This window comes from Gorillibacterium sp. sgz306347, from assembly GCF_059735245.1.
Genome location: NZ_JCAPET010000003.1, coordinates 1 through 14,708 on the forward strand (window position 1 = coordinate 1; position 14,708 = coordinate 14,708).

Annotated in this window: 14 protein-coding genes and 1 pseudogene; 13 read left to right on the forward strand and 2 right to left on the reverse strand. The window is 59.1% G+C overall.

Annotation, left to right across the window (positions count from 1 at the left end):
* The 10 genes and pseudogenes from AC6I6H_RS02675 to yajC form a co-directional block, all read left to right on the forward strand.
* Nucleotides 1–583: pseudogene (locus AC6I6H_RS02675) on the forward strand (hypothetical protein); the annotation flags it as partial.
* 83 nt (nt 584–666) lie between these two features.
* Nucleotides 667–1,371 (forward strand): BofC C-terminal domain-containing protein, encoded by a 705-nt coding sequence (locus tag AC6I6H_RS02680; RefSeq protein ID WP_497950853.1) that lies wholly within the window; start codon nt 667–669, stop codon nt 1,369–1,371.
* 135 nt (nt 1,372–1,506) lie between these two features.
* Nucleotides 1,507–2,010 (forward strand): crossover junction endodeoxyribonuclease RuvC, encoded by a 504-nt coding sequence (gene ruvC, locus AC6I6H_RS02685; protein WP_497950859.1) that lies wholly within the window; start codon nt 1,507–1,509, stop codon nt 2,008–2,010.
* Nucleotides 2,007–2,630 (forward strand): Holliday junction branch migration protein RuvA, encoded by a 624-nt coding sequence (ruvA, locus tag AC6I6H_RS02690; RefSeq protein WP_497950864.1) that lies wholly within the window; start codon nt 2,007–2,009, stop codon nt 2,628–2,630. Before ruvC ends, ruvA begins: the two co-directional genes overlap by 4 nt.
* A 20-nt stretch (nt 2,631–2,650) precedes the next feature.
* Entirely contained in the window at nt 2,651–3,688 is a 1,038-nt protein-coding gene (gene ruvB / locus AC6I6H_RS02695; protein ID WP_497950870.1) for a Holliday junction branch migration DNA helicase RuvB, read from the forward strand.
* Between the two features lie 3 nt (nt 3,689–3,691).
* Entirely contained in the window at nt 3,692–4,105 is a 414-nt protein-coding gene (locus AC6I6H_RS02700) for a thiol-disulfide oxidoreductase DCC family protein (RefSeq protein WP_497950876.1), read from the forward strand.
* A gap of 691 nt (nt 4,106–4,796) precedes the next feature.
* Nucleotides 4,797–6,866: a SpoIID/LytB domain-containing protein gene (locus AC6I6H_RS02705; protein WP_497950881.1), complete on the forward strand. Its 2,070-nt coding sequence runs from the start codon at nt 4,797–4,799 to the stop codon at nt 6,864–6,866.
* A gap of 12 nt (nt 6,867–6,878) precedes the next feature.
* Nucleotides 6,879–7,994, forward strand: a complete 1,116-nt coding sequence (gene queA / locus AC6I6H_RS02710) for a tRNA preQ1(34) S-adenosylmethionine ribosyltransferase-isomerase QueA (RefSeq protein ID WP_497950886.1) — start codon at nt 6,879–6,881, stop codon at nt 7,992–7,994.
* A gap of 16 nt (nt 7,995–8,010) precedes the next feature.
* Entirely contained in the window at nt 8,011–9,147 is a 1,137-nt protein-coding gene (tgt, locus tag AC6I6H_RS02715) for a tRNA guanosine(34) transglycosylase Tgt (protein WP_497950888.1), read from the forward strand.
* Nucleotides 9,148–9,182: 35 nt separating this feature from the next.
* A complete protein-coding gene (gene yajC, locus AC6I6H_RS02720; protein ID WP_497950890.1) occupies nt 9,183–9,485 on the forward strand; it encodes a preprotein translocase subunit YajC in 303 nt (100 codons plus the stop codon).
* Nucleotides 9,486–9,559: 74 nt separating this feature from the next.
* On the opposite strand, the gene AC6I6H_RS02725 is transcribed toward yajC, so the two are convergent.
* Nucleotides 9,560–9,946, reverse strand: a complete 387-nt coding sequence (locus AC6I6H_RS02725; RefSeq protein WP_497950892.1) for a TIGR04086 family membrane protein — start codon at nt 9,944–9,946, stop codon at nt 9,560–9,562.
* A gap of 136 nt (nt 9,947–10,082) precedes the next feature.
* Complete coding sequence (spoVB, locus tag AC6I6H_RS02730) at nt 10,083–11,624, reverse strand: stage V sporulation protein B (RefSeq protein ID WP_497951462.1); 1,542 nt, start codon at nt 11,622–11,624, stop codon at nt 10,083–10,085.
* Between the two features lie 311 nt (nt 11,625–11,935).
* Between spoVB and AC6I6H_RS02735 the strand changes: the two genes are divergently transcribed.
* From AC6I6H_RS02735 to secF, 3 genes are all read left to right on the forward strand, one after another.
* Nucleotides 11,936–12,160: a post-transcriptional regulator gene (locus AC6I6H_RS02735; RefSeq protein WP_497951464.1), complete on the forward strand. Its 225-nt coding sequence runs from the start codon at nt 11,936–11,938 to the stop codon at nt 12,158–12,160.
* Between the two features lie 400 nt (nt 12,161–12,560).
* A complete protein-coding gene (gene secD, locus AC6I6H_RS02740; protein ID WP_497950894.1) occupies nt 12,561–13,790 on the forward strand; it encodes a protein translocase subunit SecD in 1,230 nt (409 codons plus the stop codon).
* Entirely contained in the window at nt 13,780–14,691 is a 912-nt protein-coding gene (secF, locus tag AC6I6H_RS02745) for a protein translocase subunit SecF (RefSeq protein ID WP_497950896.1), read from the forward strand. Before secD ends, secF begins: the two co-directional genes overlap by 11 nt.
* Nucleotides 14,692–14,708 lie beyond the last annotated feature (17 nt).

Consider the following 14,708-nt stretch of genomic DNA (forward strand, 5'->3'; position numbering starts at 1 on the left):
GATGCAGCCGAACATGGCGCCGGGGATACAGCCGGAGTCGTTTTATCCGTCGAACATGGGCCCGAGCGTGCTGCCGGCCGAGGCTTACGGCGGAGAAAACGGCAAGCCGGAGGTTTCTCCCGCTTCCGCATCGAAAGGCAAACCGGAGTGGGGCGACGCTTACGGCATGCAGACCGCAGGCTGGTCCGGTTATCCGGGCTATCCGTCGTCGCCTTGGACGATAGGCGTGCATGGCATGCAAGGCGCGGCCCCTTATGGCGCCGTCCCGGGAGCGGCCGGTTACGGCTATCCCTTTTCGGGAGAATTCCGGCCTGAATACGGCCCGGTTCCTTACCCGGCAGCCGCCTATTACAACCAGCCCGGCATTCAAGCCGAACCGGAGGGGGAATGGTCTCCCCCCGCTTATCGGGAGGAGGAGGAGACGGTAACCCTTAACGACGCTTACGGAAAAGAAGCCGGTGCAAAATCCGCCCCCCGCAAAAAGAAGTCGTCCGGCTCCAAGGTTACGCTTCACGCGGTCACGCGCAAGCGGAAACGTTCATCCGGCAAAAGCGCCCGCAATCTGCCCTGGCTGAACCGGTAAGCATCGCAGAGGCAGCCCCAAGGGAAGAATAATTCCCTTCCTCCGGGTAAAACTAACGAAAAATTCGGAGGAAGGGAACGACCATGCGCCTGTCCGGCATGATGAAGCGCATCAAGAAACGCCTTCGCGCCACCAAAAAAACCGTCTCGCTCGCCGGGGTGTTGGCGCTGGCTCTGGGAATATGCTCTGTGGCAAGTCCGGCGGCAGCCCGGTCAATGGAGGGCGGGCGTCCGTCCGCCGGAGAATCGGGTGAGACTGCGGCATTCCGGGCAAAAAACTCCGCAGTGGAGACTTTTGCTGAAACTACTCCACCCCGAGAAAGCCGCAGCGTTCTGGAGCGGATTCGAAAAAGCGGCGCGGCCCGGGAAACCTATTTGGAAAAGCGGTATGTTTGCGGAGAAGAGACCATCCATCTGGGCAAGCTGGAGCCCGCCCGGATCGCGTCTTTATGCGGCGAGCATCCGGAATGGAAGCTTCTGCTGGAACCGAACGGCAGCGTCCGTTTTTGCGAGACGGTCCAGGACCTGTCCCCCCGCTGCAAAGAAAACGCCGTGTTCGGCATTGATGCGGAAGGGAACCTCAACCTGTATGACGGCGAGCCCCGTGACAACAATGTAATCCGGACCTTTTTTCAGCTGAATGTCGAGCACCTGAGAACCAGTCTCCCCGAACAAATCTGGACCGAGCTGAACGAGGGCATCCGCGTGGCCGATTTGACCGAATTCAACAGCGTGCTGTCCACGTTCAGCGATTTTGCTTGCGGCCCAACCGGCGAATGCCGCCGTTAAAGCAGGCAGCTCAAGCCTTCCCCGGCGGGAAGGCTTTTTTGCCGATCTCGGGGATTCGGGTGCTTTTTTGAGGGATTATCTGCTATAATAAAAAGGATACATATGTTCGCTTGTTTGAAGAAGGAGAGAATTCTTTTGCGTATTTTGGGAATTGACCCGGGAATCGCGATCGTCGGTTTCGGGTTTATCGATAAAGCGGGCAGCCGGCTAACCCCCGTGCAATACGGATCGATTCAGACCGAAGCCCATACCGACCCGGGCCAGAGGCTTAAGGATGTTTACGACTCCATGGTGCACCTGATCGAGAAGTATGAGCCGGAAGCGGTCGCGATCGAAAAGCTGTTTTTCAACCGGAACGTGACCACGGCGATGACCGTTGCCGAGGCGCGGGGCGTAACCATTCTGGCGGCTGTGCAAAAAGGGCTTCCGGTGGCCGAATACACGCCCATGCAGGTGAAGCAGGCCATTGTCGGCTACGGCAAGGCGGAGAAGCGGCAGGTGCAGGAGATGACGCGGATGTTTTTGAACCTTTCCGCCGTTCCGAAGCCGGACGACGTCGCGGACGCGCTCGCCATCGCCATCTGCCATGCCCATTCCCATACGCTGACCGAGAAAATAAACGGGGTGCTGAAACGATGATCGACTATCTCACAGGAAAACTGGCCCACCGGGAAAACGATTATGTCGTGGTGGACGTGAACGGCGTCGGTTACCGCGTTTTTTGCGCCAACCCTTACGGAGTGGAGCCCCGGGAAAATCATCTGGTCACGCTTTTTATTCATTATCATGTGCGGGAGGACGCGGTGCTTCTGTTCGGCTTCTCCAGCCGGGATGAGCAGGCGCTGTTCCGCAAGCTGCTGGACGTAAGCGGCATCGGGCCGCGCGTGGCGCTGGGCATTTTATCGGCCGGGCGGCCGGAGGCGGTCATCGCCGCGATCTACCAGGAGGACGTTGCTTTTTTGACACGGCTGCCGGGCATCGGCAAGAAAACCGCGCAGCGGATTATTTTGGACTTGAAGGACAAGCTGTCTGATTTGTCGCCCGGTGGGCTCGAAACGCTTGTCCCGGCCGCGGTTGGCGCCGCAGGCGGGAATGTGGGCGGCGGCACCTGGGGGGAAGTCAAGCTGGCGCTCCAGGCGCTGGGCTATACGGAGGCCGAGGCGGACCGTGTGAAACCCGCCGTGCAGCAGAAGGCGGACGGCACGGAAAGCGTCGACGCGCTGCTCAAGCTGGCGCTTGCCGCACTGTTTAAAGGATAAGGCGGAAAGGAGGAACCGCAGTGGAAGACCGGATCATATCCGCCAATCTGATGATGGAGGATGCGGGCGCGGAATTGAGCTTGCGTCCCCGCTACCTTTCGGAATACATCGGGCAGAAAAACGCCAAGGAAAACCTGAAGGTTTATATCGAAGCGGCCAAACAGCGGAAGGAAGCGCTGGACCATGTGCTGCTTTACGGACCGCCGGGTCTCGGCAAGACGACGCTCTCCAATATTATCGCCAACGAGCTTGGCGTGAACATTCGCACCACGTCGGGACCCGCCATCGAAAGACCGGGGGACCTGGCTGCGATTTTGACCAATCTGCAGGCGGGCGACGTGCTGTTTATCGACGAAATTCACCGGCTGCAGCGGACCGTCGAGGAAGTGCTGTACCCGGCGATGGAGGACTTCGCTCTCGACATCATGATCGGCAAAGGGCCGAGCGCCCGGTCGGTGCGGCTTGATCTGCCGCCTTTTACGCTTGTCGGCGCGACGACGCGCGCCGGACTTTTGTCCGCGCCGCTGCGCGACCGTTTCGGCGTAGTGTGCCGGCTGGAGTATTACACGGAGGACGAGCTCGAATTTATCGTAAGCCGGTCGAGCGATATTCTGGACGTGCAGATTATCGGGGAAGCCGCGCGGGAAATCGGCATGCGCTCGCGGGGGACGCCGCGGATCGCCAACCGGCTTCTGCGGCGCGTCCGCGACTTCGCCCAGGTGAAGGGAGACGGCGTCATTTCGATTGAAATTGCCCGCGCCGCCTTGAAGCAAATCCGCATCGACGAGCTGGGCCTGGACGAAATCGACCACAAGCTGCTGCATTCGATCATCACCAACTTCAAAGGCGGGCCGGTTGGACTCGACACGATCGCGGCCACGATCGGCGAAGAAAGCCAGACCATTGAAGATGTGTACGAGCCGTATCTTTTGCAGATCGGCTTCCTGCAGCGGACGCCGCGCGGACGCACGGCCACCCCGCTTGCCTACAAGCATTTGGGCCTGGAACCGCCGCGCCAGCCCGGCGCAGGCGGCGGACAGACTTCCTGGGAGCTGTAGCCGATGGAACGGCTCACGCTGCTTTACGACGGCCGCTGCAACCTGTGCCTGCGCACGGTCGGCACGCTTTCCCGGCTGCACGTCCGTTCCGATCTGCGCATGCTCCCGCTGCAGGAAGCGGAGCCGGCAGACTTGCCCCCGGGCATTGATCCAGAGCGTCTTCTGGCGGAGCTGCACGTAATCGACGGCCGGGGCACTGTTTACCGCGGCGCGGAAGCCGTTCTCCGGATTCTCCGGGATGTCCGCGGCCTGTCCTGGCTGGCGGCTCTCTCCAGACTGCCCGGTATGAAGCGAACGGCGGACGCGCTTTACAAGCTCATTGCCCGCCACCGCTACCGTCTGTTCGGCATGACCGACGATTGCGAAAACGGCGCCTGCCGCATCCATGCGGACGGCAAGCCGCATCGCGACCGGTAAGCGGGCCGTCCGCATTTGCAGGGTACCCGCCGGTGACCTGGGACTGGCACTTACGCGCGCTTCCCTGCGGAAGCTGCCGGACTCACTTCCGCCTCGCGGAGCGCATTCCGAGGCGCGCTGCCTGTCTGCCAAGCATGCAGTGTTTCCGGCTGAGCCGGCAACAGTCAATTCCCGCGTGAAAGAGAAGGCGCAGGGCCCGGTTCCTTCTGCAGAAGCGAAGCGTTCGCCTTTGTTTTCGGGGGCCTTCCACCGTGATCCATTTTTAATCGGGCCCCCGAAAACAACAGCGACGAAAGAAGGAAGCGAAGGCCCGGAGCCTTCGGTTTCACGCAGAGCCACGTTTTGAAGGCCCGGAGCCTTTGGTTTCACGCAAAGCCACGTTTTGAAGGCCCAGAGCCTTCGGTTTCACGCAAAGCCACGTTTTGAAGGCCCTGAGCCTTCGGTTTCACGCAGAGCCACGTTTTGAAGGCCCGGAGCCTTCGGTTTCACGCTGAGCCGGAGCCTTTGGTTTCACGCAAAGTTTCCAGGTTGGCTGAAGCCTTTGGTTTCATGCCCTTTTCCGGGTTTCGCGATGGCCCGCCGGCCGCCTTTTTCGGCGGAAGGAGCAACTTTTGCCAGCCCCGCGAGTCTAACCTTTCAAAAGGACCCTGCCTGTCCTGAACGACCGATTCACGAAAAGGAGACATCAAACATGAAAAGAAAGCGGTTATGGGGCGTCTGCGGATTGCTTGCGGCCTCTTTTTTTGTGGCGTCGTCGGCGCCGCTCCCTCTCGTACCCGCGGCCCAGGCGGCCACGGCGCTTCCCGATGTGTTTCGCGTAGCGCTGTATCTGAACTCCGGTAAATTCAACACGACGGTTCCGACCGCCGGGTTTTCCTCCGACAAAGGCCTCAAGATCGGCGTCCGCGACAGCAAAGGCGTGCGCAGCTGGTTTACGCTTCCGGCGAAGACCAGCTTCCGGGCGGGCGTAGACGGCTATCGCGTCCGGCTGCTGGAAACCGACGACTTTACCAAAGCGAAAGCCGCGGCTGCGGCAGCGGGAAGCGGCGCTGCAGTCTACAAAACCGAAAAGAGCGGAAAGCCGTTCTATCGTGTATACGGCGGAAGCTATAACACCAAGCAGGAAGCGGAATCCACGCGCACTGAAATGCTTAAGACGCCTTCGACGGCCGCCTATGCCAAAACGGCCGCCATCGCCGGTCCCTATTACCTGAACGCGGGAACGTTTGCGACCCAGGCAGACGCGGAGAAAAAGGCGGACGAGCTCCAGAAGGCGGGCCTTTCGGTCGAGCTGGCGGTGCATGAAAACGCAGGAAAGCCGGCCTTCTCCTTGTGGACGGGCGGGGAAGCCGACAGCGCAGCATTGACCGCGCTGCAAAAAAGCTTTTCCGCAGCGGTAAAAAACGTGAAGCTGGACCCGGTCGACCCGGCCCTTCCTTATTTGCTGAAGCACGAAGAAGTCGGCTCCACCTCGTCCGGCACGGGGGGCGCGGAGCAGTATGTGTTTAACGGAACGGGGCAAAAAGTATGGATTGCGCCCGCCGGCGCCAAAATAACGGTAGCCGAGAAAAAGCTTTCCTACAACGGTTCGTTCGAGCTCTCCCGCCACAATGGCAAACTGGCCGTCATCAACGAGCTTCCTTTTGAGCAGTACCTGTATTCGGTCGTGCATGCGGAGCTCGGCTCGGGGTATCCGCTGGAGGCGCTCAAGGCGCAGGCCGTGGCGGCCCGCACGTATTCGGCAAAAGCCGGTGTCAAATACGAAATCGCGAACCTGACCGATACCACGCTCGACCAAGCCTATTACGGAAAAGAAGCCGACGATGTCACGGAAGCGGTTGAAGCCACCAAGGGCGAGGTGCTCATGGTCGGCAGCACGCTGGTCGACGCCTTCTTTTCCTCCAATGCCGGAGGACAGACAGCGGACGGCTCCGAGGTGTGGGGCAATAAGGTGTCCTACCTCAAAAGCGTCGAAAGCCCGGACACCTACCCGCAGCTGAACAAGCTCCCCTGGTACCGGATTATGCGCGCGGATGGTTCGACGGGGTATGTGCGCTCCGACCTGCTGCGGGCGACAGGAGCAAAAAGCGCGGCGGGCCTGCCGCTTTACGCAGCCACGGAATCGGCCAACATCCGCACCATCCCGGCGGCCAACGATTCCATCAGCCCGGTGCTCGGCAAGCTGGCGAGCGGGGAAGAAGTGGTATTCGTCGGCAAGGCGGACGAGTCGACGGCCTACAGCTGGACGCGCTACTTCACGGCTTCGCAGCTTTTGCCGAAGATTAACGCCAGCTTCCCGGTGAACGCCCTGAAGACGCTGGAGGTTAACGGCCGCGGAGAATCCGGCCGGGCGATCTCTCTTGGGATCAACGGCGAAACCTACGCGCCGAAATCGCCTGACGGCTTCCGCTCGTTCCTCGGCGGATTGCCCTCGACCATGTTTGAAATCGAACAGACCGGCAGGTATACTGTATTAGGCGCAAACGGAGCCCGGGCGGATTATCCCGAGCGGACCGGACCGCTCTACGCCGCGACGGCTACCAACCCGAACGCGGCAGTGGGCAAGGAATTTCTGGTCGTGAACGCACAGGGAACAACGCGCGTGGCGACCAAGGATACGCGGTTCCTGATCACCGGCAAGGGATACGGCCACGGATTGGGCATGTCCCAATACGGCGCGGTCGGATTTGCCCGCGACGGGAAGGACTACAAGTACATCCTGACCCATTATTTTGCGGGAGCCACCATCGTGAAACAGTAAGGATGACAGCCAATGAATGTGGATCTATTTGATTACGACCTGCCGGAGGAGCTGATTGCGCAGACTCCTCTGGCCAATCGGACGGAATCGCGGCTGATGACGCTGAACCGGGACACCGGGGAAATCGCACACCGCCGGTTCGGCGATTTGGTCGATCTTTTGCAAGCCGGGGATTTGCTCGTGTTGAACGACACACGGGTGATTCCAGCCCGGCTTTTTGGCATGAAGGCGGACACCGGGGCGAAAGCAGAGGTTCTGCTGCTGCGGGAGTTGGGAGAGGACCGTTGGGAAGCGCTGGTCAAGCCCGGCAAAAAGCTGAAAAGCGGCGCCCGGATCGTTTTCGGCGGCGAAACCGATAGCGGCGCGCCGCTTTTGGCCGCAGTCGTCGAGGAAGAGAGCGACATGGGCGGACGCGTGCTGAGGTTTGAATACGAAGGCATCTTTAACGAGCTTTTGGACCGACTGGGGCAAATGCCGCTTCCGCCTTACATCAAGGAACGGCTGGAGGACAAGGAGCGTTACCAAACGGTGTACGCCCGGCACGAAGGCTCGGCCGCCGCTCCGACAGCGGGGCTGCATTTTACGCGCGAGTACCTTCGCCGGATTGAAGAGAAGGGCGTTCGGCTGGCCTATGTGACGCTGCACGTCGGACTCGGGACGTTTCGGCCCGTCTCGGCGGAGCGGGTCGAGGAGCATGAGATGCACGCCGAGTTTTACATTTTGCCCGAGGAGACGGCACAGGCGGTAAACGAGACCAAACGCGCGGGCAAACGGGTGGTCGCCGTCGGTACGACGTCGGCGCGCACGCTGGAGACGGCCGCGGCGCTGGCCGCAAAGAAGGCGCAAAACGCGGGGGCGGAGGGCGGTGTAAAAGCCGAAGGCTTCGCTCCCCTGGAAGCCGGTTCCGGCTGGACGGACATTTTCCTGTATCCCGGAGTTCCGGTGCTGGCGGTGGACGCGCTCGTCACGAATTTTCATCTTCCGAAGTCCACGCTGGTCATGCTGGTCAGCGCGCTGGCCGGGAGGGAGAACGTGCTCCAGGCGTACCGGGAAGCGGTGAAGGAGCGCTACCGGTTTTTCAGCTTCGGCGATGCAATGTTCGTCTACAGAGACCCGTTCGGGAAATGAAGAAGCGGAGGTAAACATGGCAGCGGTAACGTACGAATTTATCAAATCCTGCAAACAGACGGGCGCCCGGCTGGGAAGGGTGCACACGCCGCACGGCGTCATCGACACGCCCTGCTTCATGCCGGTAGGCACGCAGGCGACCGTCAAGACGATGAGCCCGGAGGAAGTCAAGGAAATGGGCGCCGGGATCATCCTCAGCAACACGTATCATCTGTTTTTGCGCCCCGGCCACGAGCTGATCAAAAAAGCGGGCGGCCTGCACAAGTTCATGAATTGGGACCGAGCCATTCTGACCGACAGCGGCGGCTTTCAGGTGTTCAGCCTGAGCGACATGCGCAAGATTACCGAGGAGGGCGTTCACTTCAAATCCCACCTGAACGGGGATGCGCTGTTCCTGTCGCCAGAGAAGGCGATGGAGATCCAGAACGCGCTCGGTTCGGATATTATGATGGCGTTTGACGAATGCCCGCCATATCCGGCCGAATACGAATACGCCAAAAAATCCCTGGAGCGCACAACCCGTTGGGCCGAGCGCTGCCTCAAAAGCCATGCCCGTCCGCACGATCAGGCGCTCTTTGGCATTGTGCAGGGAGGCATGTACGAGGACCTGCGCAAACAGAGCGCAAACGATTTGACTTCCCTTGATTTTCCGGGGTATGCTATTGGTGGACTGAGTGTAGGCGAGCCTAAGCCGTTGATGTACGAAGTGTTAGAGTATACGCTGCCGCTGCTGCCGGCGAACAAGCCCCGTTATTTGATGGGGGTCGGTTCGCCCGATTGCCTGATTGAAGGCGCGATGCGGGGCATCGATATGTTCGACTGCGTGCTTCCGACGAGAATAGCCCGCAACGGAACCGTCATGACAAGCGGCGGAAGGGTTGTCCTCCGAAACGCCAAGCATACGGAAGATTTCGGTCCGCTCGATCCGGAATGCGGTTGCTATACGTGCCGCAATTATTCGCGCGCGTATATCCGCCACCTCATCAAGGCGGACGAAACATTTGGCATTCGGCTGACCACGTACCACAACCTCCATTTCTTGCTCGACCTGATGGCGAAGGTCCGTCAGGCGATCGCGGAAGACCGCCTCGGCGATTTCCGCGACGAGTTTTTTGAGCGGTACGGCATGAAGGACAACGACAAAGGCTTCTAAACACGATCCCGGCAAGCGGAAAAGGGGGGAATACCATGTATTTGAACGCAGGAGGCGGCGCCATGGGCAGCGGAACCTGGACCATCATCTACATCGTGGCCATGTTTGCGATTTTGTATTTCCTGATGATCCGCCCGCAGCAGAAACGCCAGAAGAAAACGAGTCAAATGCTGAGCAGCCTCAAGAAGGGCGACAAGATTGTCACCATCGGCGGTCTGCACGGCACGGTGCTGGAGCTGGACAACGACACCGTTGTCATTCGCGTCAACGACGCCACCAAAATGACCTTTGACCGCTCGGCGGTCCGGTCGATCGTATCTTCCTCGGCGGCGGAGTAAGCTCCGGCCGGCAGGGAAGAACATGCGCACCAAAAAAGATCCGCTCCCTCGGGAGCGGATCTTTTTTGGTGCGGCTACTTTTTCAGGTTGACCCCGATCATGCCGCCCAGCGCGCCGGCCAGAAAGGTCGCCCCGATCAGAAGCAGCGCCTGCGGATGAAACGAATGGTCGAAGCTCAAAAAGCCGATCAGGTAAAGGATGGCCGCATACAAAAGCCCGGTCGCGCCCCCGGTGTACCAGCCGCGGGCACCTGCTTTTCGTCCGGCGGCAAAGCCTCCGACCGCAGACGCAAGCACGTGAATGGCGAAGGCGCCGGCGGGGAGAGAATCCTCCGACTGGTTGGCAAACGTCAGCAGCAGCGAAAGCACGAGCGCGCCGGCCGCCATCCAGCCGAAGGACCAGACCAACCCGCCCAGGATGGGCGCGACGACCGGCGTTTTATCGCTTCTTGGCATGTTCATGTGGACAACCTCCTTTTTATCTTCGCCGGGCTGCGCCATTTGGCGGCGGCCGGCGTGAAGGACGGATGCAAAGACCGGTTCGCGGTTCTCTTACCACCATCCTATGGCCAAGCCCGGATGGATATGCCTTTTCGTATCAGCGGTTCCGCCACCTTTTTCCGATCAGCGGAAGCTTGCCGAGGTCATCTTTGTCGATGAGGCGCAGCAGCACGATTCCGGCCAGGTAAAACAACGACCCGGCTCCGGCGGCGGCCAGAAACCGGAGGAGCGGGCCGTGCACCCAGTCCGACCCCATGATGCGGGTGCACAGATAGCCCTGCGCAGCTGCCAGAAGCCCTACTTTGAGAAAGTCCGTCATCGGCATGGAAAAGCGCAGCAGGCGGGACACGCTCGTCCAGTGAAGCGCGGTGACCAGCATAATGTTCACGATGATCGCCATCACGGCGCCGAGAATCCCGAAGTCCGGCTGCGAAGCCAGGAAAAAAATCAGCGCCAGCTTGACGGCTGCGCCGACAAGGGTATTGACGAGCGCGATGCCGGGCCGGTCCAGCGCCTGCAGCGAGGCCTGAAGCGGACCTTGAAAGTAAATGAAAATAGCGGCGGGGGCCATCATGCGGAGCATCATGCCGATTTCGCTGTTGTTATACAAGTAATAGCAGATCGGATCGGCCAGCACGAGCATAAAGACGGCAAAAGGCGCTCCCGTAACCAAAGCGAGCTTCAGCGATTGATGCAGCCGTTTGTGAACCGTCGTCATATCTCCCCGGGCGGCCGCCTCGGACAGGGACGGAATCAGCGAAACGGAAAGCGAGGAGGTAAGCACGCCCGGCAAAAGCAGAACGGGAATGATCATCCCTTGAAGCGCGCCGTACTGGGTCGTGGCTACCGCGGTGGCCACGCCGGCGATGGCGAGGCTTTGGACGGTGAGCACCGATTCGAAGAAGTACGAAAAAGAACCGGCCAGACGGCTTGCGGTTACCGGAATGGAAACGCGCATCAGCTTGCGGAACACGAGGCGGTCGGCGGCCCTTTTGGCATCGGCCTCGCCTGACCCGGCGCGCTTTTTCCAGTCGGCTGTCCGGTTCCGCAGATAATGGTTCAGCAGAACGGCGAGCCCGGCCACTTCCCCGAGCAGCGTGCCGCCCATCGCGCCCGCCGCCGCCGCCGCCAAACCGTAAGGCAGCAGGAGAACGGAAAAGGCCAGCATGCCGAAAATCCGCACCACGGTTTCGATCACCTGGGACAGAGCGGACGGAATCATGTTCTGCATGCCTTGATAGTAACCCCGGAAAACGGAGGAGACGCCGACGATGGGAATAATCGGACTCAGGCACAGGAAGGCGTACATTACCCGTGTGTCGGGAAAAAGCAGCCGGGTCAGCCAAGGTGCGGCACCGGTGCAAATCCCCGCAAAAAGCAGGCTCAGCATTAAGGTGAACGTCAAGGACACGTGAAGAATCCGTTTGATCCGGCGCGGATCTCCCTGCGAATCCGCTTCCGCCACCAGCTTGGCCACTGCGAGAGGGATGCCGCCCGATACGAGCGCCAGAACGACGATAAGGAACGGATAGCTCATCTGGAACAGACCGACGCCTTCCGCCCCGATGATCCTCGGAAGAGCAATGCGCGGAATGAAACCCAGAAGCCGGTTGATGATCCCGGCCGCCAGCAAAATCATCGTTCCCTGGATAAAGGTTTGCTTCTGTTTTTCCAAGAGAATCTCTTCCTCCGGTTCCCGATTTGGAGTATAGTGATGAAGAGGCGCCCGGCCGGGAGTGGACGGGCTGCCGATACCATGATGCTTATGCCGGACCTGTCCGATTTCATGCCTTTTTTTGCGGCGCCGGCCGGGAAGCGGAGGATTTGCGTCCCGCCGTGTCGAAGTGGAGAAAGGCCGGGTTTGCTCCGGCGCAATACGAATACGGAATTGAGAAGGGGGTGCCTGTCTTGGAAGCGGACGAGCGGGGAAACGGGCCAGACGAAGCGGAACTGACGAGAATAGCAGCAGGCTTGTGCAAGAGCAAAGCGGAGGAATTCGCCCTGCTCGGGTATGACAAAGTCACCCCGGAGGACATCTGGAACTGTGTCAGCGCTCGCTACCACAAAAAGGGCTTTCCCGCGCTGCACGGAATGGTCAACGATATCCTGTCGCTCAAGGCGACGGATTTCATGAACTGGATGACCATGCAAGCGTTTAAAGGGGCTCCCTTCTAACGATCGGAACCGTCTCCCGAGGACATTTAGCGCCGGATTTCCGATTCGGCTCTGCGCCCCCGCCAAGGGGCTATTTTTCTTGAAACCTATTCGCCCGGCAAACGTAGCAAGGTAGGTTGGCGTACATGGAAAACGCCGATTGGCCTCCGGCGGGAGGCCGACCCCCGTTTTCCGAATCAAGGGAGCATCCGCTGGCGCCCGTCTTCTTCCGTCCCCCGTCCTCGCGGCGGGCCGTTACGGAAGCGGACCGGCTCAAGCGGCGATGGCTTTCAGGAAGCGGGGGAATGGCGCAGCAACGCGGAGAAAGGCGGTCGATTCCGCCGGTTTCGCAAATTGACGGGTATTTTGGACGCAGGTATAATAGGAATATTGGACTTTGAAGGGAGATTTCGTCGGAACCATGGATACCAAAAGATTCACCGCTTTTGTTTTGTCCGTCCTGCTGATTCTGGCCGCTGTCGGCGTATCCACCCCCTATATCATGAAACATGTGAGACTGGGGCTGGATTTGAAGGGCGGCTTCGAAATTTTGTATGAAGCTTCTCCGATTCAAGAAGGGCAAAGCGTAACACCCGAGTCGCTGACCCAGACGGCGCACAGCCTTCAGGACCGGGTCGATGCGGCGGGCGTTGCCGAGCCGGACATCACAACGGAAGGCACGAACCGCATTCGCGTGCGGATCGCCGGCGTCGCCGATCAGGGCGAAGTCCGGAAAATGCTGAAGGAGCCCGCAAACCTGACGTTCCGCAACGAGGCGGGCGATGTGGTCATGAACGGCAGCGATTTCGTGCCGAACGCCGCCAAGATAGTTTACAATGAAAATAACCAGCCTGTGGTAAGTATTGAAGTTATTGATAAAGATAAATTTGCAAAAGTAACTGAGGAGCTTGTTGGCAAGCGAATGTCAATTCAGCTTGATGATCGCGTGCTTGGTTCTCCTTACGTAAGGCAAGTGATGACAAATGGATCCGCTGTAATTGAAGGATATTCTTTGGCAGAAGCCAAGGAAATCCGCGATACGATCAACCTGGGGGCGCTTCCGCTCAAGCTGACGGAGAAATATACGAACGCGGTGGACGCGACGCTCGGGCTGCAGGCGATGAACAACACGCTGCTGGCCGGTATAATCGCCTTTGGGCTGATCCTGCTGTTCCTGCTGTTCTATTACCGGGCGCCCGGCTTTATCGCCTGCTTGATGCTGATCGTATTTACCTGGCTGCTCCTGCTGATCTACATTGCGCTGAACGCAACCCTCACCTTGCCCGGCATCGCCGCCTTCGTGCTCGGCGTCGGGATGGCGGTGGACGCGAACATCATTACCTATGAACGGATCAAGGAAGAGCTGCGCAGCGGAAAATCGATCTTGTCCGCTTTCCGCGCGGCCTCCAAAAGCTCGTTCCGGACCATTATGGATTCCAACCTGACGACCTTGATTGCGGGCGCTGTTTTGTACGGATTCGGCATCGGGACGATCAAAGGCTTCGCACTTACGCTGATTTTCAGTATTGTGGTCAGCTTGTTTACGAACATCTTCCTGTCGAGGGTTATGCTGCAGTTCATGATCCGGACGAACGCTTTCAACAAACCGTCTTACTTTGGCGTTAAGGAGGATGAAATCAGTGCGCTTTAAGTACAACGTCAAATTTGATTTCATGAAGCACAGCAAGAAGTTCTTTATTCTTGCGAGCGTGCTTACCATACTCGGGATTGTTTCCCTGCTTGTTTTCGGCCTGAACCGCGGCGTTGACTTCAAAGCGGGAACGACTCTTGATATTTCCGCCGGTCAAACGATAGAGAAAGCCAAAACCCAGGAAGTAATCACAGCGGCCGGCCTGCCGGACGGCATCATTACGCCTGGGGGAGAGCGCGTTTCCATCCGCTTTGACAGGGTGCTCACCGAGCAGGAGGTTACCCAAATCAAGGATGGCATGACCAAGGCTTACGGAAGTGAAGTTGCCCTGGAAGAAAATACCGTCGATACGTCTCTCGCGAACGAACTCGCCGAGAAGGCCATTTGGGCCGTTCTTATCGCCAGTTTGTTTATCATCATCTATGTCACCGTTCGCTTTGAATGGCGGTTCGGTGTTGCTTCAATTGTCGCGCTGCTTCACGACGCGTTTATCGTCATTACCATCTTTTCGTTGTTCCGTCTAGAAGTAAACCTGACTTTCGTCGCGGCGATTCTGACCATTGTCGGTTACTCGATCAACGATACCATCGTTATCTTTGACCGGATCCGGGAAAACCTCCGGTTCGCCAAGATCAAAAATTACGATGACCTGAAGGAACTGGTAAACGCCAGCGTCAGCCAGACGCTTACCCGCTCGATCAACACCGTGCTTTGCGTGTTTATCGGCGCGCTGCTGCTCTTCCTGATGGGCGGCGAATCGATCCGCGGCTTCTCGCTCGCCATCCTTCTCGGCCTGGCTTGCGGAGCGTACTCTTCGATTTTCATCGCCAGCCCGCTCTGGGCCATCATGAAAAAAGGATCGCTCAATAAACCGCGCAAGGTGGTTGCGGCGAAGGAATAAGCAGCCGGAGACCAGCC

Coding starts and splice junctions, on each gene's coding strand:
- AC6I6H_RS02680 (WP_497950853.1), top strand. CDS start 667: ATGCGCCTGTCCGGCATGATGAAGCGCATCAAGAAACGCCTTCGCGCC.
- ruvA (WP_497950864.1), top strand. CDS start 2,007: ATGATCGACTATCTCACAGGAAAACTGGCCCACCGGGAAAACGATTAT.
- AC6I6H_RS02700 (WP_497950876.1), top strand. CDS start 3,692: ATGGAACGGCTCACGCTGCTTTACGACGGCCGCTGCAACCTGTGCCTG.
- AC6I6H_RS02705 (WP_497950881.1), top strand. CDS start 4,797: ATGAAAAGAAAGCGGTTATGGGGCGTCTGCGGATTGCTTGCGGCCTCT.
- queA (WP_497950886.1), top strand. CDS start 6,879: ATGAATGTGGATCTATTTGATTACGACCTGCCGGAGGAGCTGATTGCG.
- tgt (WP_497950888.1), top strand. CDS start 8,011: ATGGCAGCGGTAACGTACGAATTTATCAAATCCTGCAAACAGACGGGC.
- yajC (WP_497950890.1), top strand. CDS start 9,183: ATGTATTTGAACGCAGGAGGCGGCGCCATGGGCAGCGGAACCTGGACC.
- AC6I6H_RS02725 (WP_497950892.1), bottom strand. CDS start 9,946: ATGAACATGCCAAGAAGCGATAAAACGCCGGTCGTCGCGCCCATCCTG.
- spoVB (WP_497951462.1), bottom strand. CDS start 11,624: ATGATTTTGCTGGCGGCCGGGATCATCAACCGGCTTCTGGGTTTCATT.
- secD (WP_497950894.1), top strand. CDS start 12,561: ATGGATACCAAAAGATTCACCGCTTTTGTTTTGTCCGTCCTGCTGATT.